Source organism: Methylobacterium sp. yr668 (assembly GCF_900116245.1).
GTDB lineage: Bacteria > Pseudomonadota > Alphaproteobacteria > Rhizobiales > Beijerinckiaceae > Methylobacterium.
In genome coordinates, this window is the sequence record NZ_FOZY01000003.1 from 329,060 (window position 1) to 348,779 (window position 19,720).

Consider the following 19,720-nt stretch of genomic DNA (forward strand, 5'->3'; position numbering starts at 1 on the left):
TATATGCGCAATCCGCCCGCGATGCGCAAGGCTCGGACGCGAAAAGCTGCGGCCGCGGACGTGCGTCATCGTCGGACACGTGCGGGCGTGGCGCGGGTCCCCGCTCCCGTGCGGGAGAGCGCGTGCGTCGCGGATGTCTCAGGAAGACGGCTCGTTGTCGGCGCAGTCGTACAGCAGCCTTTCGGATCCGAAGGCCCGACGGGGTCCGGCCCGGCGCACGATGCCATTGCGGCACCCCCGCCGCCTGCGCCGCCGACCCGCATTGTTGCTGCACCGCACCCTAGGCTAGACCGCTTCCACGATGTCCGAGACAGCTGCCGCGATGACGCCTTCCCTCTGGACCCGCCTGTCGAACCCCAGCCACTTCATGCGGTGGTCGGGGGCGCTCGTGCCGTGGCTGACGGCCCTGTCCCTCGGCGTGCTGGCCCTGGGCCTGTACCAGACCTTCTTCGTGGTGCCGCCCGACTACCAGCAGGGCGAGACGGTGCGGATCATGTACATCCACGTCCCGGCGGCGTGGCTCGGCGTGTTCTTCTACGGCGCGATGAGCGTGTCGGCGATCGGAACCCTGGTCTGGCGCCACCCGCTGGCCGACGTCGCCCAGCGGGCGGCCGCGCCGATCGGGGCCGCCTTCACGCTGATCTGCCTCGTGACCGGCTCGCTGTGGGGCAAGCCCATGTGGGGCACCTACTGGGTCTGGGACGCGCGCCTGACCTCCATGCTGATCCTGCTGCTGATCTACTGCGGCATCATCGCCCTGTGGCGGACCCTGGAGGATCCGAACCGCGCCGCCCGCGCGGTCGCGATCCTGACGCTGGTCGGCGCCGTGAACCTGCCGATCATCAAGTTCTCGGTGAACTGGTGGTCGACCCTTCACCAGCCGGCCTCGATCCTGCGCATGGGTGGCTCCACCATCGATCCCTCGATGCTCCACCCGCTGCTGGTCATGATCGCCGCCGCGACCCTCGGCGGGACGACCCTGCACCTCTACGCGATGCGCACCGAGATCATGCGCCGCCGGGTGCGGACGCTGACGATCCGCGAGGCCGAGCGCCTCGACCGCGCCCAGCCGCGCCTCACCCCGACACCGGCCGCGATGCCGGTCGGGCAGCCGGTCTAGGAGGACCGCGATGGAACTCGGGTCTCACGGCGGCTTCATCCTGGCCGCCTACGCGTTCACGGCGGTGGTGATGGTCGCTCTCGTGGGCAACGCCCTGCGCGACCGACGGGCGCAGCGGCGCGCCCTCAGGGGCTTCGGCGAGGACCGGCGATGAGCGCGCCCCTCGACGACACCGCCGGCCGGACACCGCCGGTCCGCCGCTCGCTGCTGCTGATCCTGCCGGCGCTCGTCTTCGCGGCGCTCGCCGCCGTGCTGTTCCTGCGCCTGCGCTCCGGCGCCGACCCGGCCGCCCTCCCCTCCGCGATGATCGGCAAGCCGGTCCCGCGCTTCGACCTGCCCGCCGTGCCGGGGCTGACCGCCGACGGCGCACCCGTGCCCGGCCTGTCGAGCGCGGACCTCAAGGGCCAGATCACGGTGCTCAACGTCTTCGCCTCGTGGTGCGCGCCCTGCCAGGTGGAGCACCCGATGCTGATGCGGCTGGCGAAGGAGCCCGGCATCCGGCTCGTGGGGATCGACTACAAGGAGCCGAACCCCGAGGCCGGCCAGCGCTTCCTGACCCGGCACGGCGTGCCGTTCAGCGCGGTGGGGGCCGACGCCGGCGGCCGCGCGGCGATCGATTTCGGCGTCTACGGCGTGCCCGAGACCTTCATCATCGGGCCCAACGGCGTGATCCGCGACAAGCTGGTCGGCATCCTCACGCCGGAGAATTTTTCCAGCGTGCTCGCCCGCATCCGCGCGGCCGGCAAGGTCGCGGCGGCGCAGTAGGCGTCACGCCTCCGGCTGCGCCTTCTTGCGCTCGTAGCGGGTGAGCAGCGGCGTCTGCGCGAGGGCGAACAGCACGGTGATCGGCATGATGCCGAACACCTTGAAGTTGACCCAGAAATCCTCCGTCTGGGTCCGCCAGACCAGCTCGTTGAGCGCCGCCAGCACGAAGAAGAACATGCCCCAGCGGAAGGTGAGCTTCCGCCAGCCCTCGTCGGTGAGGCTGAACATCGAGTCGAGCACCACCGACAGCAGCGAGCGCCCGAACACGAGGCCGCCGAGCAGCACGGTGCCGAACAGGGCGTTCACGATGGTCGGCTTGACCATGATGAAGGTCTTGTCCTGCAGCGCCAGGGTCAGGCCGCCGAACACCACCACCACCACGCCGGACACGAGCGGCATGATCGGCAGGCGGCGCACCATCACGTAGTGGATCGCCAGAGCCACCACGGTCGCCGCGATGAACACGCCCGTGGCCACGAACAGCTTCTGGTCCGGGGCGATGCCGAACTTCTCGGAATAGGCGTTGCCGAGGAAGAACAGCACCAGCGGCCCGAGTTCCAGCGCCAGCTTCACGAGCGGCGGCAGGTGGCGGTGCGGGGGGACGGATTCGATCTGCATACGCTCGGTTGGCTCGGCTGCGGCGCCCACGGTCGGCTGGGGGCGTCGAACGGGATTCGCCGGGGTGTGTGGAACGCGGAGCGCGCGATGTCCATGACATCGCGCACCGAAGATCGGCGGGCGGCCGCCGCCTAATCCTTCTCCAGCCCGGCGATCGCCCGGGCGAAGTCGCGGGCCGCGAAGGGCTCCAGATCCTCCACGCCCTCGCCGACGCCGATGAAGTGCACCGGCAAGCCGAACTTCGCCGCCAGCGCCACCAGGATGCCGCCCCGGGCGGTGCCGTCGAGCTTGGTCATCACCAGGCCCGTGACCGGCGCCGCCTGCGAGAACAGCTCCACCTGGCTCAGCGCGTTCTGGCCGACCGTGGCGTCGAGGACGAGGAGCGTGGCGTGCGGCGCCTCCGGGTCCTGCTTGCGCAGGACGCGGACGATCTTCTCCAGCTCGGCCATCAGGCCGGCCTTGTTCTGGAGCCGGCCGGCGGTGTCGATCAGCAGCACGTCGGTGCCGGCGGCGCCCGCCTGCTTGAGGGCGTCGAAGGCGAGGCCCGCCGCGTCGGCGCCCTGCGCGCCGCTCACCACCGGCGTGCCGGTGCGCGCGCCCCAGACCTTGAGCTGGTCGATCGCCGCCGCGCGGAAGGTGTCGCCGGCCGCGAGCATCACGGTGCGCCCCTCCGCGCGCAGCTTCGAGGCGAGCTTGCCGAGCGTCGTTGTCTTGCCGGCGCCGTTCACCCCGACCGTCAGGATCACGAAGGGCTTCCGGCCCGCGTCGATGGCGAGCGGCACCGCCACGGGCTCCAGCGCCCGCTCGACCTCCGCGGCCAGGATCGCCCGGACCTCGTCGGGCGAGATGCCCTTCTCGTAGCGGCCCTTGCCGACGGCCTCCGAGACCCGCATCGCGGTCTCCAGGCCGAAATCGGCCTGGATCAGCGCGTCCTCCAGATCCTCCAGGGTCGTCGCGTCGAGCTTGCGCTTGGTGAACAGGCCCGTGACCCGGTCGGACAGCGACGACGAGGTCCGCTTCATCCCGGAGGTGAGGCGGCTCCACCAGCCCTTGGCCTCCGGCTCGCGGTCCGGTCCGGCGCCGGCGTCGTGCGCGAGGGCCGCGGCGCTGTCGACCGGCTGGATGTCGGGCTGGGCGTCGGGTTGAATCTCGGGCTGCATTTCGGCGGCCGGCTCCGTCACCGGCTCCCGGTTCATATCGCCGGTATCGACCGGGTCGGCGCCGTGCGCGGGATCGTCGCCGGCGGTGCCGGCCGGCGGACGCTCCGGCTCGCCCTCCACGGGCAGCAGGTCCGCGCCCTCGACCGCGTCCGGGACCGGCTCCCCGGTCTCCTCGGGCGGCAGCGGGACGTGGGTGACATCTTCCGCGGCGGTGGCGAAGTCCGGCTCCCCCTCGGAGGGCGAGGCCGCCCCGGCCGGAAGCTCGGCCTCGGGCTTGTCCTCGGCCTGATCCTCGGCTCTGTCCTCGGGCGCGGGCTGGCCTTTGCGCCCGAACAGGCGTCCGAACCAGCCGGGCTTCTCCTCGCTCGCCATGAAATCGCGTCCTCGCCCCACCTTGCCCCGCCGACATCGACCCTCTAGCCGATCCGGATGTCCAACGCCTTCGACATAGGCGCGCGCCTCCTCTACCGCGATGCCCTGCTGCTCGTCATCGACAAGCCGGCGGGTTTGCCGGTCCATCCGGGCCCCCGCGGCGGCGAGACGCTCACCGACCACCTCGACGCGCTCCGGTTCGGCCTGCCCCGCCGGCCGGAAGCCGCGCACCGGCTCGACCGCGACACCTCCGGCTGCCTCGCGCTGGGCCGCCACGCCAAGGCTCTGGCGCGGCTCGGGAAGCTCTTCTCCGGCAGCGCCGTCGACAAGACCTACTGGGCGATCGTGGCCGGCGGTCCCGCCGAGGAGGAAGGCAGCATCGACCTGGCGCTGGCCCGCCGCTCGGACGATCCGCGCTCATGGTGGATGAAGGCCGACCCCGCGGGGGACCCGTCGCTGACGCACTGGCGGGTGCTCGGCCGCGCCGGCGGGCGGACCTGGCTGGAGCTGAAGCCGGTCACCGGCCGGACCCACCAGCTCCGGGTCCACTGCGCTGCCTCCGGCTGGCCGATCCTGGGCGACGCGGTCTACGGCGGCGCGCCCCGCGGGAGCGCGCTGCACCTCCACGCGCGGGCGCTGTCGATCCCGCTTTATCCTAAACGGGAGGCCATTACGGTGACGGCGCCGCCCCCACCGCACATCGCCGAAGCCGTGGCGACAATGGGCGCGTGAGCCTCGCATCATCGCGAGCGCAGCGAAGCGACCCAGGGCAGCGCGACATCGGGAGACCTGGCGCCGCTGGATTGCTTCGCTGCGCTCGCAAAGACGGCGGCGGGCACGATTGAACATGCGCCTGGACCGCATCCGTCCTTTCGGGGCCGGCACGGAGCGTGACAGGCTAGGAAAACCGGGCGCTAGGCTCCGATCAGCCGCGCCCCGTCGTGCCCCGCGATGGCGATGCTGTGGAACGTCCCGGGCGCCTCATCGGCCGCCAGCCGCACGGCCGTGAAATCCACACTCCGCCCGACGCCGCCTCGCTCGGCCAGGACCGTCAGGCGGCGCCCGACCTGCGCGTCGAGGTGCCGCCGCAGGGCACCCGCACCCGCCTCGCGCAGCCGCGTCGCCCGCGCACGGATCACGTCTGGCGCAACCGGCGGCATGCGCGCGGCCGGCGTCCCGGGACGTGGGGAATAGGGGAAGACGTGCAGGTGCGTCAGCCCGCATTCCGCCACGAGGTCGAGGGAGCGGGCGAACTGAGCCTCCGTCTCGGTCGGGAAGCCCGCGATGAGATCGGCGCCGAGCACGATGTCGGGCCGCAGCCGCCGCACCGTCTCGCAGAAGCGGATCGCGTCGGCGCGCAGGTGCCGGCGCTTCATGCGCTTGAGGATCAGGTCGTCGCCAGCCTGCAGCGACAGGTGCAGGTGCGGCATGAGCCGCTCCTCCTCGGCGATCGCCGCCATCAGGGCGTCGTCGACCTCGACAGAATCGATCGAGGAGAGGCGCAGGCGCGCGAGGTCGGGCACCGCCCGGAGGATCGCCCGCACGAGACCGCCGAGGGTCGGGGCCGGGCCGGCGAGGTCGCGGCCGTAGGCGGTGAGGTCGACGCCGGTCAGCACCACCTCGCGCCCGCCCCGGGCCACGAGGGTCTCGACCTGCGCGATCACGTCCGCCTCCGGCACCGAGCGGGAGACGCCCCGCCCGAACGGGATCACGCAGAAGGTGCAGCGGTGGTCGCAGCCGTTCTGCACGGGCACGAAGGCACGGGTGTGCCCGGCGACCGCCTCGACCCGCGTCGGCTCGGCCGTTCGCGCCGCCATGACGGCGCCCGGGCCGGTCGCGGCCGCCGACCAGCCCTCCGGCCGCAGCTTCTCGGCGTTGCCGACGAGGCGCGCGACCTCCGGCATGGCCGCGTAGGCCTCCGTCTCGACCTCGGCGCCGCAGCCGGTGACGACGATCTCGGCGCCGGGCCGCTCCCGGGCGATGCGCCGGATCGCCTTGCGGGCCTGCCGCCCGGCCTCGGCGGTCACCGCGCAGGTGTTCACCACCACCCGGTCGCGCCCGTCCGCAGCCGCGTGGGCCCGCAGGGCCTCGGACTCGACGGTGTTGAGGCGGCAGCCGAAGGTGAGGGTCTCGACCGCCATCAGGCCGCGCTGTCGAACAGCTCCGGCGCCAGGGTCCCCTCGGCGACGAGCGCGACCGGACCGGTCATCAGGACGTGGTCGTCGGCGCGCCACTCGACGAACAGCTCGCCGCCCGGCAGCGCGACGCTGGCCTGCCGGCCGATCATCCGCAGGCGCGAGGCGGCCACCACGGTGGCGCAGGCGGCGGTGCCGCAGGCGAGCGTCAGCCCGGCCCCCCGCTCCCAGACGCGGAGCTTGATCGTCTCGCGGCCCGTCACCTGCGCCACCGAGATGTTGGCGCGCTCCGGGAACAGCGGGTGGTTCTCCAGCATCGGGCCGATCCGGGCGAGGTCGAAGCTGTCCGGATCCTGCTCCACGAAGAACACCGCGTGCGGGTTGCCCATGTTCACGGCGCCCGGCGAGTGCAGGATCGGGTCGTCGATCGGGCCGATCTGCAGCTCGATCCGCCGGGTATCGGGGAACGGCTCGGACAGGGGGATCTCGTCCCAGGCGAGCCGCGGGCGGCCCATATCGACCGTGAAGGCGCGTTCCGAGACGCGGCGCACTCCGAGCAGGCCGGCCTTGGTCTCCAGGGTGAGCCGGCCGCCCTCGGCCGGCCGCGCCATGGCCGGGTCGTCGAGCATCGCGTAGGCGACGCAGCGCGTGCCGTTGCCGCAGGCGCCCGATTCCGAACCGTCGGTGTTGTAGATGCGCATGAACGCGTCCGTGCCCGGACTCACGGGATCGTGCAGGACCATCAGCTGATCGAAGGTCGAGCCGGGATCCTGGGCGATCGCCCGCGCCTCCTCGGGCCGGACTTTCGCCGCGGAGCCGCGCAGGTCCAGCACCACGATCGCGTTGCCGGCGCCGTGCATCTTCAGGAAGCGTCTGTGGGCGAGTGCGCTCATGCGGTCCCGCGGTTGGAGGAGGGCGCGGGCTATATCGCAAAAGCCGCCGCCCGGCGCGAGGGGTGCCACGGCGTGGCAGATGCGCCGCACCCGCGGCTCTCGTCCGCGGCGCCCTCGCGGCCCGTCCCGTTCGCCACTAGGTTACGCCGCGGGAGCCCGCGCGATCATCCGCGGGCCTCGACCGGAGCGCCCTACGTGATCCGCCTTCGTCCGCTCGTCGCCCTCTCGGCCGCCCTCGTGCTCGCGTCGGCCGGCCCGATCGCCGCCCAGCAGCAGCCCGCGCCGCCGCCCTCCACGGCGCCCGCGCCGGCCCAGACGAACCCGCTGCCGACCACGACCGCGCCGAACCCGGTCGCCGACCCGGACAAGAGCGCGGCCCCGGCCCCGCAGCAATCGTTGGCGCCCCCGCCCGCGGGCCAGTCTGCGGCGGGAACGCCCCCGGCCACGAGCACGGGGACACCCGGCCGGCCCACGCTCATCGAGAAGGCCGGCGAGCCCGGCGACGTCGACGAGGTCACCCTCCCGGCCAAGCCCGCCGCGATCCTGTCCGGCAAGACCAAGTGGGAGGAGGCCGTGCCGAACCTGAAACAGGCCTTCGCGCGGATCGAGGCCGACCTCGCCAAGCTCGGCGTCGCGCCGGCCGGCCGGCCGCTCGCGGTCTTCACCCGCACGGACGACGACGGCTTCGAGTTCGAGGCGATGGTCCCGGTGGCGGCCGCGCCGAGCCCGGCACCGGCCGAGACCGACGGCCTGCGCTTCGGCACGACGCCCTCCGGCAGGGCGCTGCGCTTCGCCCACAAGGGCTCCTACGAGTCGATCGACAGCACCTACGAGACGCTGACCGCCTACCTCGATGCCAAGGACATCGTCGTGCAGGACCGGTTCGTGGAGGAGTACGCCACCGACCTCAAAGACAGCACCGACGACAGCCTCGACGTGAACATCTACGCGCTGGTGAAGTAGGCGAGCGCGGGCCGGCGGCGGCGCCCTTCGGTCGCGACGACCGCCTCGGAAACGAGCGCGCCCTGCTCTCCGCTGGAAGCGCGCGGACCCGACGATGCGGACAGATCGCCGCTGCCCCGTACCGGCAGGAACAGGGGCGGCGGCTGGCGGATTCGCCCGACATGCCCGCCGCCGACCTCAGATCCGCGACCGTCCCGCGTTCACGCCGCAAGGCGGTCCCCGCCGTCGCGGATCCGGCGCTGGCCGAGAAGGCGCTCGCCGTCCACGCGCGGCTCTGCCCGGTCTACGGCTGCCCGATCCCGTACTTCCACAGCCTCGATCCGGTCAGCGAGCTCGTCTCGTCGCTCCTGTCGCACCGGACCCGCAATGCCGAATCCGGCCGGGCCTTCAAGGCGCTGCGGGCGCGCTTCCCCGACTGGGACGCGATGCTCGACGCGGACGTGCCGGAGATCGAGGCCGCCATCGCGGGTGTGACTTGGCCGGAGCTGAAGGCGCCGCGTATCCGCGACGTGCTCCGCGCCCTGCGCGACCGGCACGGCAGCCTCGACCTCGCCTTCCTGGCCGACATGGAGGTCGAGGCGGCGCGGGAATGGCTGCAGGCGATCCCGGGCGTCGGGCCGAAGACCAGCGCGGCGGTCCTGTCCTTCTCCACCCTGCGGATGCCGGCGCTGCCGGTCGACAGCCACCATCATCGGGTCGCCCAGCGCCTCGGGCTGATCGGCAGGCGGGTCGATGTCGGCCCGTCGCACCCGATCCTGCGGGCGCAGCTCCCCGCGGACTGGAGCGCGCAGGACCTCTACGACAATCACGAGATCCTGATGCTGCACGGGCAGAAGGTCTGCCATCATCATCGCCCGGCCTGCGGGCGCTGCGTCCTGGTCGACCTCTGCCCCAGCGCGAAGCTGCCCACGCGAGAGCCGTGAGCGCGTCCTTGACCATTCCGGCCTACGGGTGCGAGTAACCGCGCGCCCGGACGGCGCGGAGCCCCGGTCTTCCCTCGCTCAGGATCGGCGCCGATGGCCGCGTTCACCGAATTGGTCTTCTCGGGCGTCCAGCCCACCGGCAATCTGCACCTCGGCAACTATCTCGGGGCGGTGAAGCGCTTCGTGGAGATGCAGGAACGCGACGCGCAGTGCCTGTACTGCGTGGTCGACCTGCACGCGATCACCGTCTGGCAGGATCCCGAGGCCCTGCGCGGCCAGATCCGCGAGGTCACGGCCGCCTTCCTCGCCGCCGGCATCGATCCGAAGCGCTCGATCGTGTTCAACCAGAGCCAGGTGCCCCAGCACGCCGAGCTCGCCTGGGTGTTCAACTGCGTCGCCCGTCTCGGCTGGCTGAACCGCATGACCCAGTTCAAGGAGAAGGCCGGCAAGGACCGGGAGAACGCCTCGATCGGCCTCTACGACTACCCGGTGCTGATGGCGGCCGACATCCTGGCCTACCGGGCGACCCATGTGCCGGTCGGCGAGGACCAGAAGCAGCACCTGGAGCTGACTCGGGACATCGCACAGAAGTTCAACACCGATTTCTCGGGGTCGATCACGGCGCACGGCCACGGCGACGCGTTCTTCCCGATCACGGAGCCGCTGATCGGCGGGCCGGCCGCCCGGGTCATGTCGCTGCGCGACGGCACCAAGAAGATGTCGAAGTCGGATCCGTCGGACAACGCCCGCATCAACCTCACGGACGACGCGGACGCCATCGCGCAGAAGATCCGGAGAGCGAAGACCGACCCCGAGCCCCTGCCCTCCGAGGTGGCGGGCCTGAAGGAGCGGCCCGAGGCCGACAACCTCGTGGGGATCTACGCGGCGCTCGCCGGGATCACCCGCGAGGACGTTCTGCGCGATTTCGGCGGGGCGCAGTTCTCGACCTTCAAGCCGGCTCTGGCCGACCTCGCGGTGACGAGCCTCGCGCCGATCGCCGAGGAGATGCGCCGCCTCACCGCCGATCCGGGCCATATCGACGCCGTGCTGGCCGACGGCGGCGCCCGGGCCGAGACCATCGCGGCGCAGACCCTCGACGCGGTCAAGGACATCGTCGGCTTCGTCCGGCGCGGTCCCAGCCTGCAGGCGGTGCGGTGACCGTCCGGGCGCTGGTCTTCGACGTCTTCGGGACGCTGGTCGACTGGCGCTCCGGCGTCGCCCGCGAGGCGGCGCGGCTGCTCGCGCCCGTCGCGCCGGACCTCGATGCCGGCGCCTTCGCGGACGCGTGGCGGGCCCGCTACAACCCATCGATGGAGACGGTGCGCTCCGGCGCCCGACCCTACGTCGACCTCGACACGCTCCAGGCCGAGTCGCTGCCCGGCGTGCTGGCGCAGTTCGGCATCGCGGGCGTCTCCGAGGCCGTGCGGGGCGAGCTGGTCCAGGCATGGCACCGGCTCGACGCGTGGCCCGAGGTGCCGGACGCGCTGCGACGCCTGCGCGAGAAGCACCTCCTGGCACCGAACTCCAACGGACATGTCCGGCTGATGGCCGACCTCGCCCGCCGCAACGGCCTGATCTTCGACGCGGTGCTCGGCGCCGGCTATTCCCGCGACTACAAGCCGAAGCCGGCGCTCTACCGCGACGCGGTCGCGGCCTTCGGCTTCGCGGCCGGCGAGACCATGATGGTCGCCGCCCACTCGAACGATCTCGCGGCGGCCGCCAGCCACGGGCTCGCCACCGCCCACATCGCCCGCCCGCACGAGCACGGCCCGGCCGGCGGCGAGACCGCGCCGACGGTGCCGGTCACCCACGCGGCGCGGGATCTCGCGGATCTCGCCGACCGGCTCGGCTGCTGACGGATCGATACGGGAGGGTGTGATGGCCGACTGGAACCCCGCCCTCTACACCCGCTTCGAGGACGAGCGGACCCGCCCCGCCGCCGAACTCCTCGCCCGCGTGCCCCTCGACGCACCGCGGCTCGCCGTCGATCTCGGCTGCGGGCCCGGCAACTCGACCGCGCTGATCGCGGCGCGCTTCCCCGACGCGGAGGTGATCGGCCTCGACACTTCCCCGGCGATGCTGGAGAGCGCCCGCGCCCGCCTGCCGGGCCTGTCCTTCGCGCTGGCCGACGCCGCCACCTGGGTACCCGAGCGGGCCCCGGACCTGATCTACGCCAACGCCGTGCTGCAATGGCTGCCGGACCACGCGACCCTGCTGCCGCGGCTGTTCGGTCTGCTCGCCCCGGGCGGCGTGCTCGCTGTGCAGATGCCCGACAACCTCGCGGAGCACACCCATCGCCTGATGCGCGCGGTCGCGGCGGACGGCCCCTGGGCGGCCGCGATCGGCGATCCCGCCGTGGCCGGCCGCCTCGGGCGGATGCTGGAACCCGCCGCCTACTACGACCTGCTGGCGCCGCGCGCCGCCGCCGTCGACGTCTGGCGCACCGCCTACCACCACCGCATGGCGGACGCGGCCGCCATCGTGGACTGGGTCAGCGCGACCGGGCTCCGGCCGTTCCTCGACCCGCTGGATCCGGAGGAGCGGGCCGGCTTCCTGGCGGCCTACACCCGCGCGATCGACGCCGCCTACCCGCCGCGCAGCGACGGGCGGCGCCTGCTCGCCTTCCCGCGCGTGTTCATCGTCGCCCACAAGGCGCCGTAGCGCGGGCCGGCACGGCGACCATCAGGCCGCCCGCACCGTTCCGAGGAAGCGGCCGACCTCCGCCCGGAGATGCGCGGATTGCCGCGACAGGTCCGCGGACGATTCCAGCACCTGACCGGCGGCAGAGCCGGTCATGTCGGCGGCTTCGGCCACGCGGGCGATGTTCGTCGTCACCTCGCCCGTGCCGGCGGCAGCCTGGGTCACGTTGCGGACGATCTCCTGGGTTGCCGTGCCCTGCTGCTCGACCGCGGCCGCGATCGTCGTGGCCGCCCCGCTGATCTCGTCGACGCGCGTCGTGATGCTGCCGATCGCCGAGGCCGCCTGCTCGGTCGAGGCCTGGACGCGGGCGATCTGGCCCGCGATCTCCTCGGTGGCCCGTGCGGTCTGCTCGGCCAGCGCCTTCACCTCGGCGGCCACGACCGCGAAGCCCCGGCCGGCCTCGCCGGCGCGGGCCGCCTCGATGGTGGCGTTCAGGGCCAGCAGGTTGGTCTGGCCGGCGATGCCGCTGATCAGCGCCACAACATCACCGATCTTCATCACCGCCGCGCTCAGATCCTCCACCAGCCGCACCGTGCGCCCGGCCTCGTCGGCCGCGGCCCGCGCGAGTTGCGCGGATCCCTGGACCTGACGCCCGATCTCCTGCACCGAGCTGCCGAGCTCCTCGGCCGCCGAGGCCGCGGCCCGGACGTTGGCGGCGGCCTCCTCGGCCCCGGCCGCGACGGTGGTCGACTGGCCGGCGGTCTCCGACGCCGTGGCGGCCAGCGCCCCGGCCGTGGCCTGCAGCGCGGTGGCCGCGTCCGTGACCGTCGCGACGATGCCGCCGATGGCCTGCTCGAAGCTGTTCGCCAGGTCCGCGGTCACCCGCTTGCGGTCCCGGTCGGCCGCCGCCTGAGCCTCCGCCCGCGCCCGCGCGTCGGCCTCCGCCTGCGCCCGCAGGCCGTCGCGCAGCTTCAGCACGGCACGCCCGACCAGTCCGACCTCGTCGCGCCGCTGCGCCTCGCGCACATCCGCCCCGTAATCGCCCGCGGCCATGTCGCCGATGGTCCGGCCGAGGCCGCGGATCGGCGCCCCGACGAGACGGTGCAGCGCGCCGAAGACGGCCGCGCACCCGATCAGCACGCAGAGGACCGAGATGCCGATCAGCGTCGCGCGCGCCCGATCGGCGGCGGCCGTGAGCGTCGCCACCGGCACCGCGACGACGATGGCCCAGCGGTCAAGGGTCTCGCCCGCCTGGATATGCTGCGCCATGTAGCGCCACGGCGCACCGTCCGGACCCGGCGCGTCGGTCACCACATTGGCCCCCGCCGCGATCGCCTGCCGGGCCGCGGCGGCCGCCGACGCGTCGAAGCCCTGCAGCGGCTTCCCGGCCGCCGCGCCGGTCGGATGCGCGACGGTCGTCCCGCTCGCCGAGACCACGGCGAGGTAGCCGGTCCCGAACGGCCTCACCGCCCCGAGGGCGGCGTTCAGGGACCCGAGATCGATGTCGACGCCGGCGGTGCCGCGATACGTGCCGTCCACGGTGATCGGTGCGCCGAACGACATCATGACGACGTCCTTCCCGGCCACCGGGTAGATGTAGGGTTCGATGGCGACTAAGCGGTTCAGCTGCTTCGGCCGGAGGTAATAGGCGCCGTCCGGCTCGGCCTCGTAGCCCGTGAGGACCTCGCGCTTGATCGTGCCGCTCCCGCGGTTCCAGTAAGGCATGAAGCGGCCGCTCGCGTCCGAGGAGGCCGTGCCGGCGAACGCGCGGTCGCGCCCGTCCAGGGCGTCCGGCTCCCAGCCCGTCCAGGTCGCGATCAGCTCGGGGTTGGCGCGCAGAAGCTCGCGCAGCAGCGCGTCGTAGATGTCCCGGTCCTGGATGCGGCCGGCGCGCAGGGCCGACGCGGAGGCCGCGATGCTCTCGGCAGTCTTGGCCGCTACCGCGAGGCGGAAGCGGACCTCGCGCGCCTCGTTCGACAGCGTCTCCGACTGTATCTCTGCGGCCTGCTCATCGAAGGAAGCGTCGATTCGGCGGGCGAGAAAAGTCGTCCCCCCCGCGAACACCGCAGCGATCAGGATGCTGCAGATCAATGCGACGCGCAGCGGGAGCGAAACCATGGTCTTAACGGTCCGAGCAAAGATGCGATCGTCAAAATCTGCACGAAATTTATGGCTCGGCACTCACATCGTCAAGAATTTTTTAAACCATTAAACTATATAACACAGAAGTTTTGCTTTATTAGTATTTTGTACGGCAGATTTATACTCGGAAAAATCTGATTTGACGTAAATTGAGTCCCGCACCGGCCGCCCGGGACTGCGGGGCGGCCGGAATGGACGATCAGGCCTCGCCGCGGGCCATCAGCGCCTCGTACTCCGCGACTTCCAGCCGGCCCTCCTGGGCGACGCGGGCCTTGTCGGCATCGCTGATCACGTCGCCCGCGAGGTCGAGGCGCTTCCAGGCGGCGAGCGGGGTCTCGCGGCCGGGACGCGGCACGTACTTGTTCTGCTCGAGCTTCTGATACTTGTGGATGTAGCGCGGGCAGTTGATCCAGATCTTCGTCACCGCGACCTTCACCAGGTACTTGGCCTCGGTGTACGCGGCCATGAGGGCGTCGTCGCGCAGCAGCGTCGCGTGGCCCTGCACGCGGATGCGGTGGGGCGTCTCGAAGTCGATGAACAGCAGGCCGACCTTGGCCTGCCCCTCGATGTTGCCCATCGAGTAGAACATGCCGTTGCCGTCGAAGCCCGGGAAGACGAGCGTCTTGTCGTCGAGCACCTTCACGAAGCCCGTGGGGCCGCCCTTGTAGGAGACCGTCGGCATCCCGTCCGGGTCGACGGTCGAGAGGAAGAACATGTCGCGGGAGCCGATGAAGGCGGCCTCGTCCGGCTGGACGGTCTCGTGGACCCAGTCCTCGTCGAGACGCACGGCGAGCTTGGTGGTGCCGAACTCCTCCTGCAGCGCCCGGTGCGCGTCGGAATAGAGCGATGCCATGCGTGTCCTCTCCGCTTGCCGGTCCTCGTACGCGCGGGGCCGCTGGCGGGCTTATGGCCGGGACACCCCGTGTGGGGCAACCCGGAACGCGAAGGGCCGGCCACGCCTCCGCGTGACCGGCCCCGCGCGTGCGCGGCCGGGCCGGGCCCGACCGCGCGGATGCGGATCAGTTGCGGGTCTTGTCGACCAGCGCCTTCTCGGAGATCCACGGCATCATGCCGCGGAGCTTGGCGCCGACCTCCTCGATCGGGTGGGCGGCGAGCTTGGCGCGGGTCGCCTTGAACGAGGTCTGGTTGACCTTGTTCTCCAGCATCCAGTTGCGGGTGAAGGTGCCCGACTGGATGTCGTTGAGCACGCGCTTCATCTCGGCCTTGGTCTCGGGCGTCACGATGCGCGGGCCGGTGACGTACTCGCCGTACTCGGCCGTGTTGGAGATCGAGTAGTTCATGTTGGCGATGCCGCCCTCGTAGATGAGGTCGACGATCAGCTTCACCTCGTGGAGGCACTCGAAATAGGCCATCTCGGGGGCGTAGCCCGCCTCGACCAGGGTCTCGAAGCCGGCCTTGATCAGCTCGACGAGGCCGCCGCAGAGCACGGCCTGCTCGCCGAACAGGTCGGTCTCGCACTCCTCCTTGAAGGTCGTCTCGATGATGCCGGCGCGGCCGCCGCCATTGGCCGAGGCGTACGACAGGCCGAGGTCGTGGGCGTTGCCGGAGGCGTCCTGCGCGATGGCGATCAGGGTCGGCACGCCGCCGCCGCGGAGGTACTCGGAGCGCACGGTGTGGCCCGGGCCCTTCGGGGCGACCATCAGGACGTCGAGGTCCTTGCGCGGCTCGATCAGGTTGAAGTGGACGTTGAGGCCGTGGGCGAACAGGAGCGCGGCGCCCTGCTTCATGTTGCCCTCGAGGGACTCGCGGTAGATGTCGCCCTGCAGCTCGTCGGGGGTGAGCATCATCACCACGTCGGCCCACTTGGCGGCCTCGGCGACCGACAGGACCTTGAAGCCCTCGTGCTCGGCCTTCTTGGCGGTGGCGGAGCCCTCGCGGAGCGCGATGACGATGTCCTTCACGCCGGAATCGCGCAGGTTGAGCGCGTGGGCGTGGCCCTGGCTGCCGTAGCCGACGATGGCGACCTTCTTGCCCTTGATCAGGTTCAGGTCGGCGTCGCGATCGTAATACACCCGCATGTCTGTCTCCTCTTAGACTTGGTGTTTCGGGTCGGGTCTGGCCCGGCCGTAGAGGGCCAGGAACTGCTCGACGGCGCGGCCCGCGTCGCGCCGGATCTCGGCCCCGTCGAGGTCGAGGGTCTCGCCGAGCAGAAGGCGGATCTGGATATCCCGGCCGACGAGGCCGAAGAAGGTGCGGAAGGCAGCCTCGCTGTCGGCGAAGCTCAGCAGGCCGGCGGCGCGGCCGGCCTCCAGCACGGGCTTAACCCGCTCGCCGATGGCGAAGCGCCCGTTCGCCAGGACGATGCCGCCGAGATTGCTCTTGCGCGAGCCCGCATGCGCGATGGCGATGCGGTTCAGCGCCACCGAGGTCGGGCCGGTGATGACCTCAAGCCACGTCACGGCGAAGTCCTGCAGGCGCTCCCGCAGGGTCGCGCCGTCGAGCACCTGCGCGCTGTCGTTCCCGGCATGGACCCGGGAGGCCTGCCAGCGCACCGTGGCGGTCAGCAAACCGTCCCGGTCGCCGAACCACTTGTAGAGCGTCTCCTTCGAGCAGCTCGCCCGGCGCGCGACGGCGTCCATGGTGAGTTGCTCGCCGTCCTCGACCATCAGGCCGAGCACGGCGTCCAGCACTGCCTGCTGGCGTGCCGACGGCTCTTCCCGCTCTGCTGTAGCGCTGGCCTGCATCATCTCGAATGGCGTACCGTACCGTACGGTACGCGCTTTAGGCCGATTCGTAGGGTGCGGCAAGGGGGTGCCGTGCCCGCACCTCGCTAGCGGGGGAGCGGCAGTCCTTCGCGGGCGAAGACGGCCTCGACAGCCGGGCGCTCGGCGACCCGGCGCGCATGGGCGGTCCAGGCCGGGAAGCGCCCGGCCATGTCGAACCGGAGCACCGGGCCGTTGGCCCAGAACCAGAAGACCGTCAGGTAGGCGTCGACGACGCTGAACCGGTCGCCCACCGCCCAGCCGCCGTGCGACAGGCGCACCTCGGTCATGGTGGCGAGGTCCGCGTAGGTGTTGGCCGCCTTCGCCTTGATGCCCTCGAACGCGCTCTCGTCCTCGGTGTAGCGCTCGGGCCGGCGGACATGGGCGTAGGTCACGTGGTGGTTGCAGGCGAGCCAGCCGAGCCACTCGTCGGCGGCGGCCTGCTCGCGGAGATCCGTGGGCCAGAGCCCCTTCTCCGGCACCTGACGGGCGACGTGGCGCAGGATGGCCGCGCACTCGGTGAGCACCCAGCCGTCCTCGGTCAGCGCCGGCACGCGGCCGCGATCGTTGATCGCGAGGTATTCCGGCCGGCGCTGGTCGCCCGCGGCGAGGTCGAGCTTGAGGCCCTCGTAGGGCAGCCCGGATTCCTCCAGGATGATGTGGGCGGCGAGCGAGCAGGCGCCGGGGGCGTAGTAGAGGGTGCGGGCGGTCATGGGGGGTCCTTGATCGACGAACACGGGCGCGGCGTTTTCAGCGACAACGGCCAGCCGGCTGTCGCCTTCAGAGCCGGTAACGTCTTCCGGCTCCCCGAGCACCGACTGGCCGCGCGCCAGAAGCTCAGAGCGGCTCCGCCCCGCGCCCCATGGCGGAGATGCCCGTCCGGCAGATCTCCACCAGCCCGATCACGCTCATCAGGCGCACGAACCGGTCGACATCCTCGGTGGCGCCGGTCAGCTCGAACACGAAGGAGTTGAGCGTGGCGTCGAGCGTCTTCGCGCCGAAGGCCGCGGCCAGCCGCAGGGCCTCGCTGCGGTGCTCGCCCTCGCCCTTCACCTTCACGAGGCAGATCTCGCGCTCGATGGCGTTGCCCTGGAGCGTGAGGTCCACGACCCGGTGCACCGGCACCAGCCGGTCAAGCTGCGCCTTGATCTGCTCGATCACGGCGTTCGTCCCGGTGGTCACGATGGTGATGCGCGAGATGTGGCGCGCCTCCTCGGTCTCGGAGACGGTCAGACTCTCGATATTGTAGCCGCGGCCGGAGAACAGGCCCGAGATGCGGGCGAGCACGCCGGGCTCGTTGTCGACGATCACCGCCAGCGTGTGCCGGTTCACCGGCTCGACGCGGACGGCATCGGGGTAGTGGGTGTTCATCGCGTTCATCGCCGGCCTCGTCCTCGTCGTTCGACCCATCGCCGCCGCAGCGGCGGATCGCGGCCCGGCGGTGACGCCGGGCCGCCCGCCCTCACACCAGCATCTTGCCTTCCTCGGAGATCACGTCGCCGAGCTCGACGCCGGTTTCGCCGAGGTAATCGGACAGGAGCATCTCGTTGTGCGCCTTGCCCGACGGGATCATCGGGAAGCAGTTCTCGGTCTTGTCGACGATGCAGTCGAAGATCACCGGGCCGTCATGGGCGAGCATCTCCGCGATGGCGCCGTCGAGGTCGCCAGGCTTCTCGCAGCGCATGCCCTTGGCACCGTAGGCCTCCGCGAGCTTCACGAAGTCCGGCAGGCTCTCCGAGTAGCTCTGCGAGTAGCGCGAGCCGTGCAGCAGCTCCTGCCACTGGCGGACCATGCCCATGTACTCGTTGTTCAGGATGAACACCTTGATCGGCAGGCGGTACTGCACCGCCGTCGACATCTCCTGCATGTTCATCAGGATCGAGGCCTCGCCCGCGATGTCGATCACGAGCCCGTTCGGGTGCGCGAGCTGGGTGCCGATCGCCGCCGGCAGGCCGTAGCCCATCGTGCCGAGGCCGCCCGACGTCATCCAGCGGTTCGGCTCATCGTACTTGAAGTACTGGGCGGCCCACATCTGGTGCTGACCGACCTCGGTGGTGATGTAGGTCTCGCGGTCCTTGCAGGCCTCGTAGAGGCGCTGCACGGCGTATTGCGGCTTGATGATCGTGCCCGACGGCCAGTAGGCGAGGCAGTCCCGCGCCTTCCAGGCGCTGATCTTCTGGAACCACGGATCGAGGTTCGACTTGTCGGGCCGCGACGGCAGGGCGCGCCACGCCTCCAGCATGTCGCCGAGCACCGAGGCGCAGTCGCCGACGATCCCGACATCGACCTTCACGACCTTGTTGATCGAGGAGGCGTCGACGTCGATGTGGATCTTCTTGGAGAAGGGCGAGAACGCGTCGAGCCGGCCGGTGATCCGGTCGTCAAACCGCGCGCCGACGCAGATCATCACGTCGCACTCGTGCATCGCGAGGTTGGCCTCGTAGGTCCCGTGCATGCCGAGCATGCCCAGGAACTTCTCGTCCGTGCCCGGATAGGCGCCGAGCCCCATCAGGGTCGAGGTGATCGGGAAGCCGGTCTCGCGGACGAGCTCGCGCAGCAGCCGCGAGGCCTCCGGGCCCGAGTTGATCACGCCGCCGCCGGTGTAGAAGACCGGCCGCCGTGCGGTCGCCATCAGCTCGACGGCCGCGCGGATCCGGTCGGCGTCGCCCTTCACGGCCGGGCGGTACGTCTTGTGGCTCGCGATCTCCGGACGCTCGTAGAGGCCGGAGGCGAACTGGATGTCCTTGGGCAGATCGACGACGACCGGGCCCGGCCGGCCGTTCGCCGCAACGTAGAACGCCTCGTGCAGGATGCGCGGCAGGTCGTCGATCGATTTGACCAGGTAATTGTGCTTCGTGCAATGGCGCGTGATGCCGACCGTGTCGCATTCCTGGAACGCGTCGGTGCCGATCAGGTGCGTCGGAACCTGGCCGGTGATGCAGACCAGCGGGATCGAATCCAGCATCGCGTCGGTGAGCCCGGTGACGATGTTGGTCGCGCCGGGGCCCGAGGTGACGAGGACGCAGCCGACCTTGCCGGACGAGCGGGCGTAGCCCTCCGCGGCGTGGACGGCGCCCTGCTCGTGGCGGACGAGGATGTGCTTGACGGTGTTCTGGTGGAAGAGCGCGTCGTAGATCGGAAGTACGGCGCCGCCCGGGTACCCGAACAGCGTGTCGACACCCTGATCCTGGAAGGCCCGGATGACCATCTCGGCCCCGGTCATGACCTCGCCGCCCATGCTCGTCTCCTCGCGCTCTCCGAGGCCA

General features: G+C 71.4%; 20 protein-coding genes. 9 read left to right on the top strand and 11 right to left on the bottom strand.

All coding sequences use genetic code 11. The features are described from left to right. Positions 1-322: 322 nt before the first annotated feature. Genes BM419_RS06165 through BM419_RS06175 form a run of 3 tightly spaced genes read left to right on the top strand, consistent with a single transcriptional unit; the run spans position 323 to position 1,885 of the window. Positions 323-1,120, top strand: a complete 798-nt coding sequence (locus BM419_RS06165; RefSeq protein ID WP_026604551.1) for a heme ABC transporter permease — start codon at positions 323-325, stop codon at positions 1,118-1,120. 10 nt (positions 1,121-1,130) lie between these two features. After that, on the top strand, positions 1,131-1,274 hold the full coding sequence (gene ccmD / locus BM419_RS06170) for a heme exporter protein CcmD (RefSeq protein WP_091925508.1): 144 nt from the start codon (positions 1,131-1,133) through the stop codon (positions 1,272-1,274). Further along, on the top strand, positions 1,271-1,885 hold the full coding sequence (locus BM419_RS06175) for a DsbE family thiol:disulfide interchange protein (protein ID WP_091925511.1): 615 nt from the start codon (positions 1,271-1,273) through the stop codon (positions 1,883-1,885). The genes ccmD and BM419_RS06175 overlap by 4 nt, the downstream gene beginning before the upstream one ends. A gap of 3 nt (positions 1,886-1,888) precedes the next feature. On the opposite strand, the gene BM419_RS06180 is transcribed toward BM419_RS06175, so the two are convergent. Both BM419_RS06180 and ftsY read right to left on the bottom strand, forming a co-directional pair. Beyond that, a complete protein-coding gene (locus BM419_RS06180; protein ID WP_091925514.1) occupies positions 1,889-2,503 on the bottom strand; it encodes a septation protein A in 615 nt (204 codons plus the stop codon). Between the two features lie 131 nt (positions 2,504-2,634). After that, positions 2,635-4,035, bottom strand: coding sequence for a signal recognition particle-docking protein FtsY (ftsY, locus tag BM419_RS06185; RefSeq protein ID WP_091925517.1), 1,401 nt, complete (start codon positions 4,033-4,035; stop codon positions 2,635-2,637). 57 nt (positions 4,036-4,092) lie between these two features. Between ftsY and BM419_RS06190 the strand changes: the two genes are divergently transcribed. Beyond that, positions 4,093-4,767, top strand: coding sequence for an RluA family pseudouridine synthase (locus tag BM419_RS06190; RefSeq protein WP_091679246.1), 675 nt, complete (start codon positions 4,093-4,095; stop codon positions 4,765-4,767). Between the two features lie 182 nt (positions 4,768-4,949). On the opposite strand, the gene mtaB is transcribed toward BM419_RS06190, so the two are convergent. Further along, the gene (gene mtaB, locus BM419_RS06195) at positions 4,950-6,176 is read right to left on the bottom strand and encodes a tRNA (N(6)-L-threonylcarbamoyladenosine(37)-C(2))-methylthiotransferase MtaB (protein ID WP_091925520.1); all 1,227 of its coding nucleotides are present in this window, start codon (positions 6,174-6,176) and stop codon (positions 4,950-4,952) included. Continuing rightward, a complete protein-coding gene (gene dapF / locus BM419_RS06200) occupies positions 6,176-7,063 on the bottom strand; it encodes a diaminopimelate epimerase (RefSeq protein WP_091679253.1) in 888 nt (295 codons plus the stop codon). Before dapF ends, mtaB begins: the two co-directional genes overlap by 1 nt. Before the next feature lie 195 nt (positions 7,064-7,258). On the opposite strand from dapF, the gene BM419_RS06205 reads away from it, so the two are divergent. The 5 genes from BM419_RS06205 (at position 7,259) to tam (ending at position 11,610) form a co-directional block, all read left to right on the top strand. Next, positions 7,259-8,026 (top strand): GyrI-like domain-containing protein, encoded by a 768-nt coding sequence (locus BM419_RS06205; RefSeq protein ID WP_091925522.1) that lies wholly within the window; start codon positions 7,259-7,261, stop codon positions 8,024-8,026. A 161-nt stretch (positions 8,027-8,187) separates the two neighbouring features. Continuing rightward, on the top strand, positions 8,188-8,949 hold the full coding sequence (locus BM419_RS06210) for an endonuclease III domain-containing protein (RefSeq protein WP_091925525.1): 762 nt from the start codon (positions 8,188-8,190) through the stop codon (positions 8,947-8,949). A gap of 93 nt (positions 8,950-9,042) precedes the next feature. Beyond that, positions 9,043-10,107, top strand: coding sequence for a tryptophan--tRNA ligase (trpS, locus tag BM419_RS06215; RefSeq protein WP_020090717.1), 1,065 nt, complete (start codon positions 9,043-9,045; stop codon positions 10,105-10,107). Next, positions 10,104-10,805, top strand: coding sequence for a haloacid dehalogenase type II (locus BM419_RS06220; protein WP_091925528.1), 702 nt, complete (start codon positions 10,104-10,106; stop codon positions 10,803-10,805). Before trpS ends, BM419_RS06220 begins: the two co-directional genes overlap by 4 nt. A 22-nt stretch (positions 10,806-10,827) precedes the next feature. Further along, positions 10,828-11,610 carry a trans-aconitate 2-methyltransferase gene (gene tam / locus BM419_RS06225; protein WP_091925531.1) on the top strand — a complete coding sequence of 261 codons (783 nt, stop codon included), beginning with the start codon at positions 10,828-10,830 and terminating at the stop codon, positions 11,608-11,610. Positions 11,611-11,631: 21 nt separating this feature from the next. Here tam and BM419_RS06230 read toward each other — a convergent pair whose 3' ends face one another. From BM419_RS06230 to BM419_RS06260, 7 genes are all read right to left on the bottom strand, one after another. Continuing rightward, positions 11,632-13,707, bottom strand: coding sequence for a methyl-accepting chemotaxis protein (locus BM419_RS06230; RefSeq protein ID WP_091925534.1), 2,076 nt, complete (start codon positions 13,705-13,707; stop codon positions 11,632-11,634). Positions 13,708-13,930: 223 nt separating this feature from the next. After that, a complete protein-coding gene (locus tag BM419_RS06235) occupies positions 13,931-14,584 on the bottom strand; it encodes a pyridoxamine 5'-phosphate oxidase family protein (RefSeq protein WP_091925537.1) in 654 nt (217 codons plus the stop codon). Between the two features lie 166 nt (positions 14,585-14,750). Then, positions 14,751-15,770, bottom strand: a complete 1,020-nt coding sequence (gene ilvC, locus BM419_RS06240) for a ketol-acid reductoisomerase (RefSeq protein ID WP_012322218.1) — start codon at positions 15,768-15,770, stop codon at positions 14,751-14,753. Between the two features lie 12 nt (positions 15,771-15,782). Next, the gene (locus BM419_RS06245; RefSeq protein ID WP_091925539.1) at positions 15,783-16,439 is read right to left on the bottom strand and encodes a TetR/AcrR family transcriptional regulator C-terminal domain-containing protein; all 657 of its coding nucleotides are present in this window, start codon (positions 16,437-16,439) and stop codon (positions 15,783-15,785) included. A gap of 83 nt (positions 16,440-16,522) precedes the next feature. Further along, a complete protein-coding gene (locus BM419_RS06250; RefSeq protein ID WP_091925542.1) occupies positions 16,523-17,167 on the bottom strand; it encodes a glutathione S-transferase family protein in 645 nt (214 codons plus the stop codon). Between the two features lie 124 nt (positions 17,168-17,291). Then, positions 17,292-17,834: an acetolactate synthase small subunit gene (gene ilvN, locus BM419_RS06255; RefSeq protein ID WP_020090724.1), complete on the bottom strand. Its 543-nt coding sequence runs from the start codon at positions 17,832-17,834 to the stop codon at positions 17,292-17,294. An 82-nt stretch (positions 17,835-17,916) separates the two neighbouring features. Then, entirely contained in the window at positions 17,917-19,692 is a 1,776-nt protein-coding gene (locus tag BM419_RS06260) for an acetolactate synthase 3 large subunit (RefSeq protein ID WP_091925545.1), read from the bottom strand. Positions 19,693-19,720: the final 28 nt, after the last annotated feature.

What these genes read in the sequence shown, in the direction of transcription:
- BM419_RS06165 (WP_026604551.1), top strand. Translation starts at nt 323, where the DNA reads ATGACGCCTTCCCTCTGGACCCGCCTGTCGAACCCCAGCCACTTCATG.
- ccmD (WP_091925508.1), top strand. Translation starts at nt 1,131, where the DNA reads ATGGAACTCGGGTCTCACGGCGGCTTCATCCTGGCCGCCTACGCGTTC.
- BM419_RS06175 (WP_091925511.1), top strand. Translation starts at nt 1,271, where the DNA reads ATGAGCGCGCCCCTCGACGACACCGCCGGCCGGACACCGCCGGTCCGC.
- BM419_RS06180 (WP_091925514.1), bottom strand. Translation starts at nt 2,503, where the DNA reads ATGCAGATCGAATCCGTCCCCCCGCACCGCCACCTGCCGCCGCTCGTG.
- ftsY (WP_091925517.1), bottom strand. Translation starts at nt 4,035, where the DNA reads ATGGCGAGCGAGGAGAAGCCCGGCTGGTTCGGACGCCTGTTCGGGCGC.
- BM419_RS06190 (WP_091679246.1), top strand. Translation starts at nt 4,093, where the DNA reads ATGTCCAACGCCTTCGACATAGGCGCGCGCCTCCTCTACCGCGATGCC.
- mtaB (WP_091925520.1), bottom strand. Translation starts at nt 6,176, where the DNA reads ATGGCGGTCGAGACCCTCACCTTCGGCTGCCGCCTCAACACCGTCGAG.
- dapF (WP_091679253.1), bottom strand. Translation starts at nt 7,063, where the DNA reads ATGAGCGCACTCGCCCACAGACGCTTCCTGAAGATGCACGGCGCCGGC.
- BM419_RS06210 (WP_091925525.1), top strand. Translation starts at nt 8,188, where the DNA reads ATGCCCGCCGCCGACCTCAGATCCGCGACCGTCCCGCGTTCACGCCGC.
- trpS (WP_020090717.1), top strand. Translation starts at nt 9,043, where the DNA reads ATGGCCGCGTTCACCGAATTGGTCTTCTCGGGCGTCCAGCCCACCGGC.
- tam (WP_091925531.1), top strand. Translation starts at nt 10,828, where the DNA reads ATGGCCGACTGGAACCCCGCCCTCTACACCCGCTTCGAGGACGAGCGG.
- BM419_RS06230 (WP_091925534.1), bottom strand. Translation starts at nt 13,707, where the DNA reads ATGGTTTCGCTCCCGCTGCGCGTCGCATTGATCTGCAGCATCCTGATC.
- BM419_RS06235 (WP_091925537.1), bottom strand. Translation starts at nt 14,584, where the DNA reads ATGGCATCGCTCTATTCCGACGCGCACCGGGCGCTGCAGGAGGAGTTC.
- ilvC (WP_012322218.1), bottom strand. Translation starts at nt 15,770, where the DNA reads ATGCGGGTGTATTACGATCGCGACGCCGACCTGAACCTGATCAAGGGC.
- BM419_RS06245 (WP_091925539.1), bottom strand. Translation starts at nt 16,439, where the DNA reads ATGATGCAGGCCAGCGCTACAGCAGAGCGGGAAGAGCCGTCGGCACGC.
- BM419_RS06250 (WP_091925542.1), bottom strand. Translation starts at nt 17,167, where the DNA reads ATGACCGCCCGCACCCTCTACTACGCCCCCGGCGCCTGCTCGCTCGCC.
- ilvN (WP_020090724.1), bottom strand. Translation starts at nt 17,834, where the DNA reads ATGAACGCGATGAACACCCACTACCCCGATGCCGTCCGCGTCGAGCCG.
- BM419_RS06260 (WP_091925545.1), bottom strand. Translation starts at nt 19,692, where the DNA reads ATGGGCGGCGAGGTCATGACCGGGGCCGAGATGGTCATCCGGGCCTTC.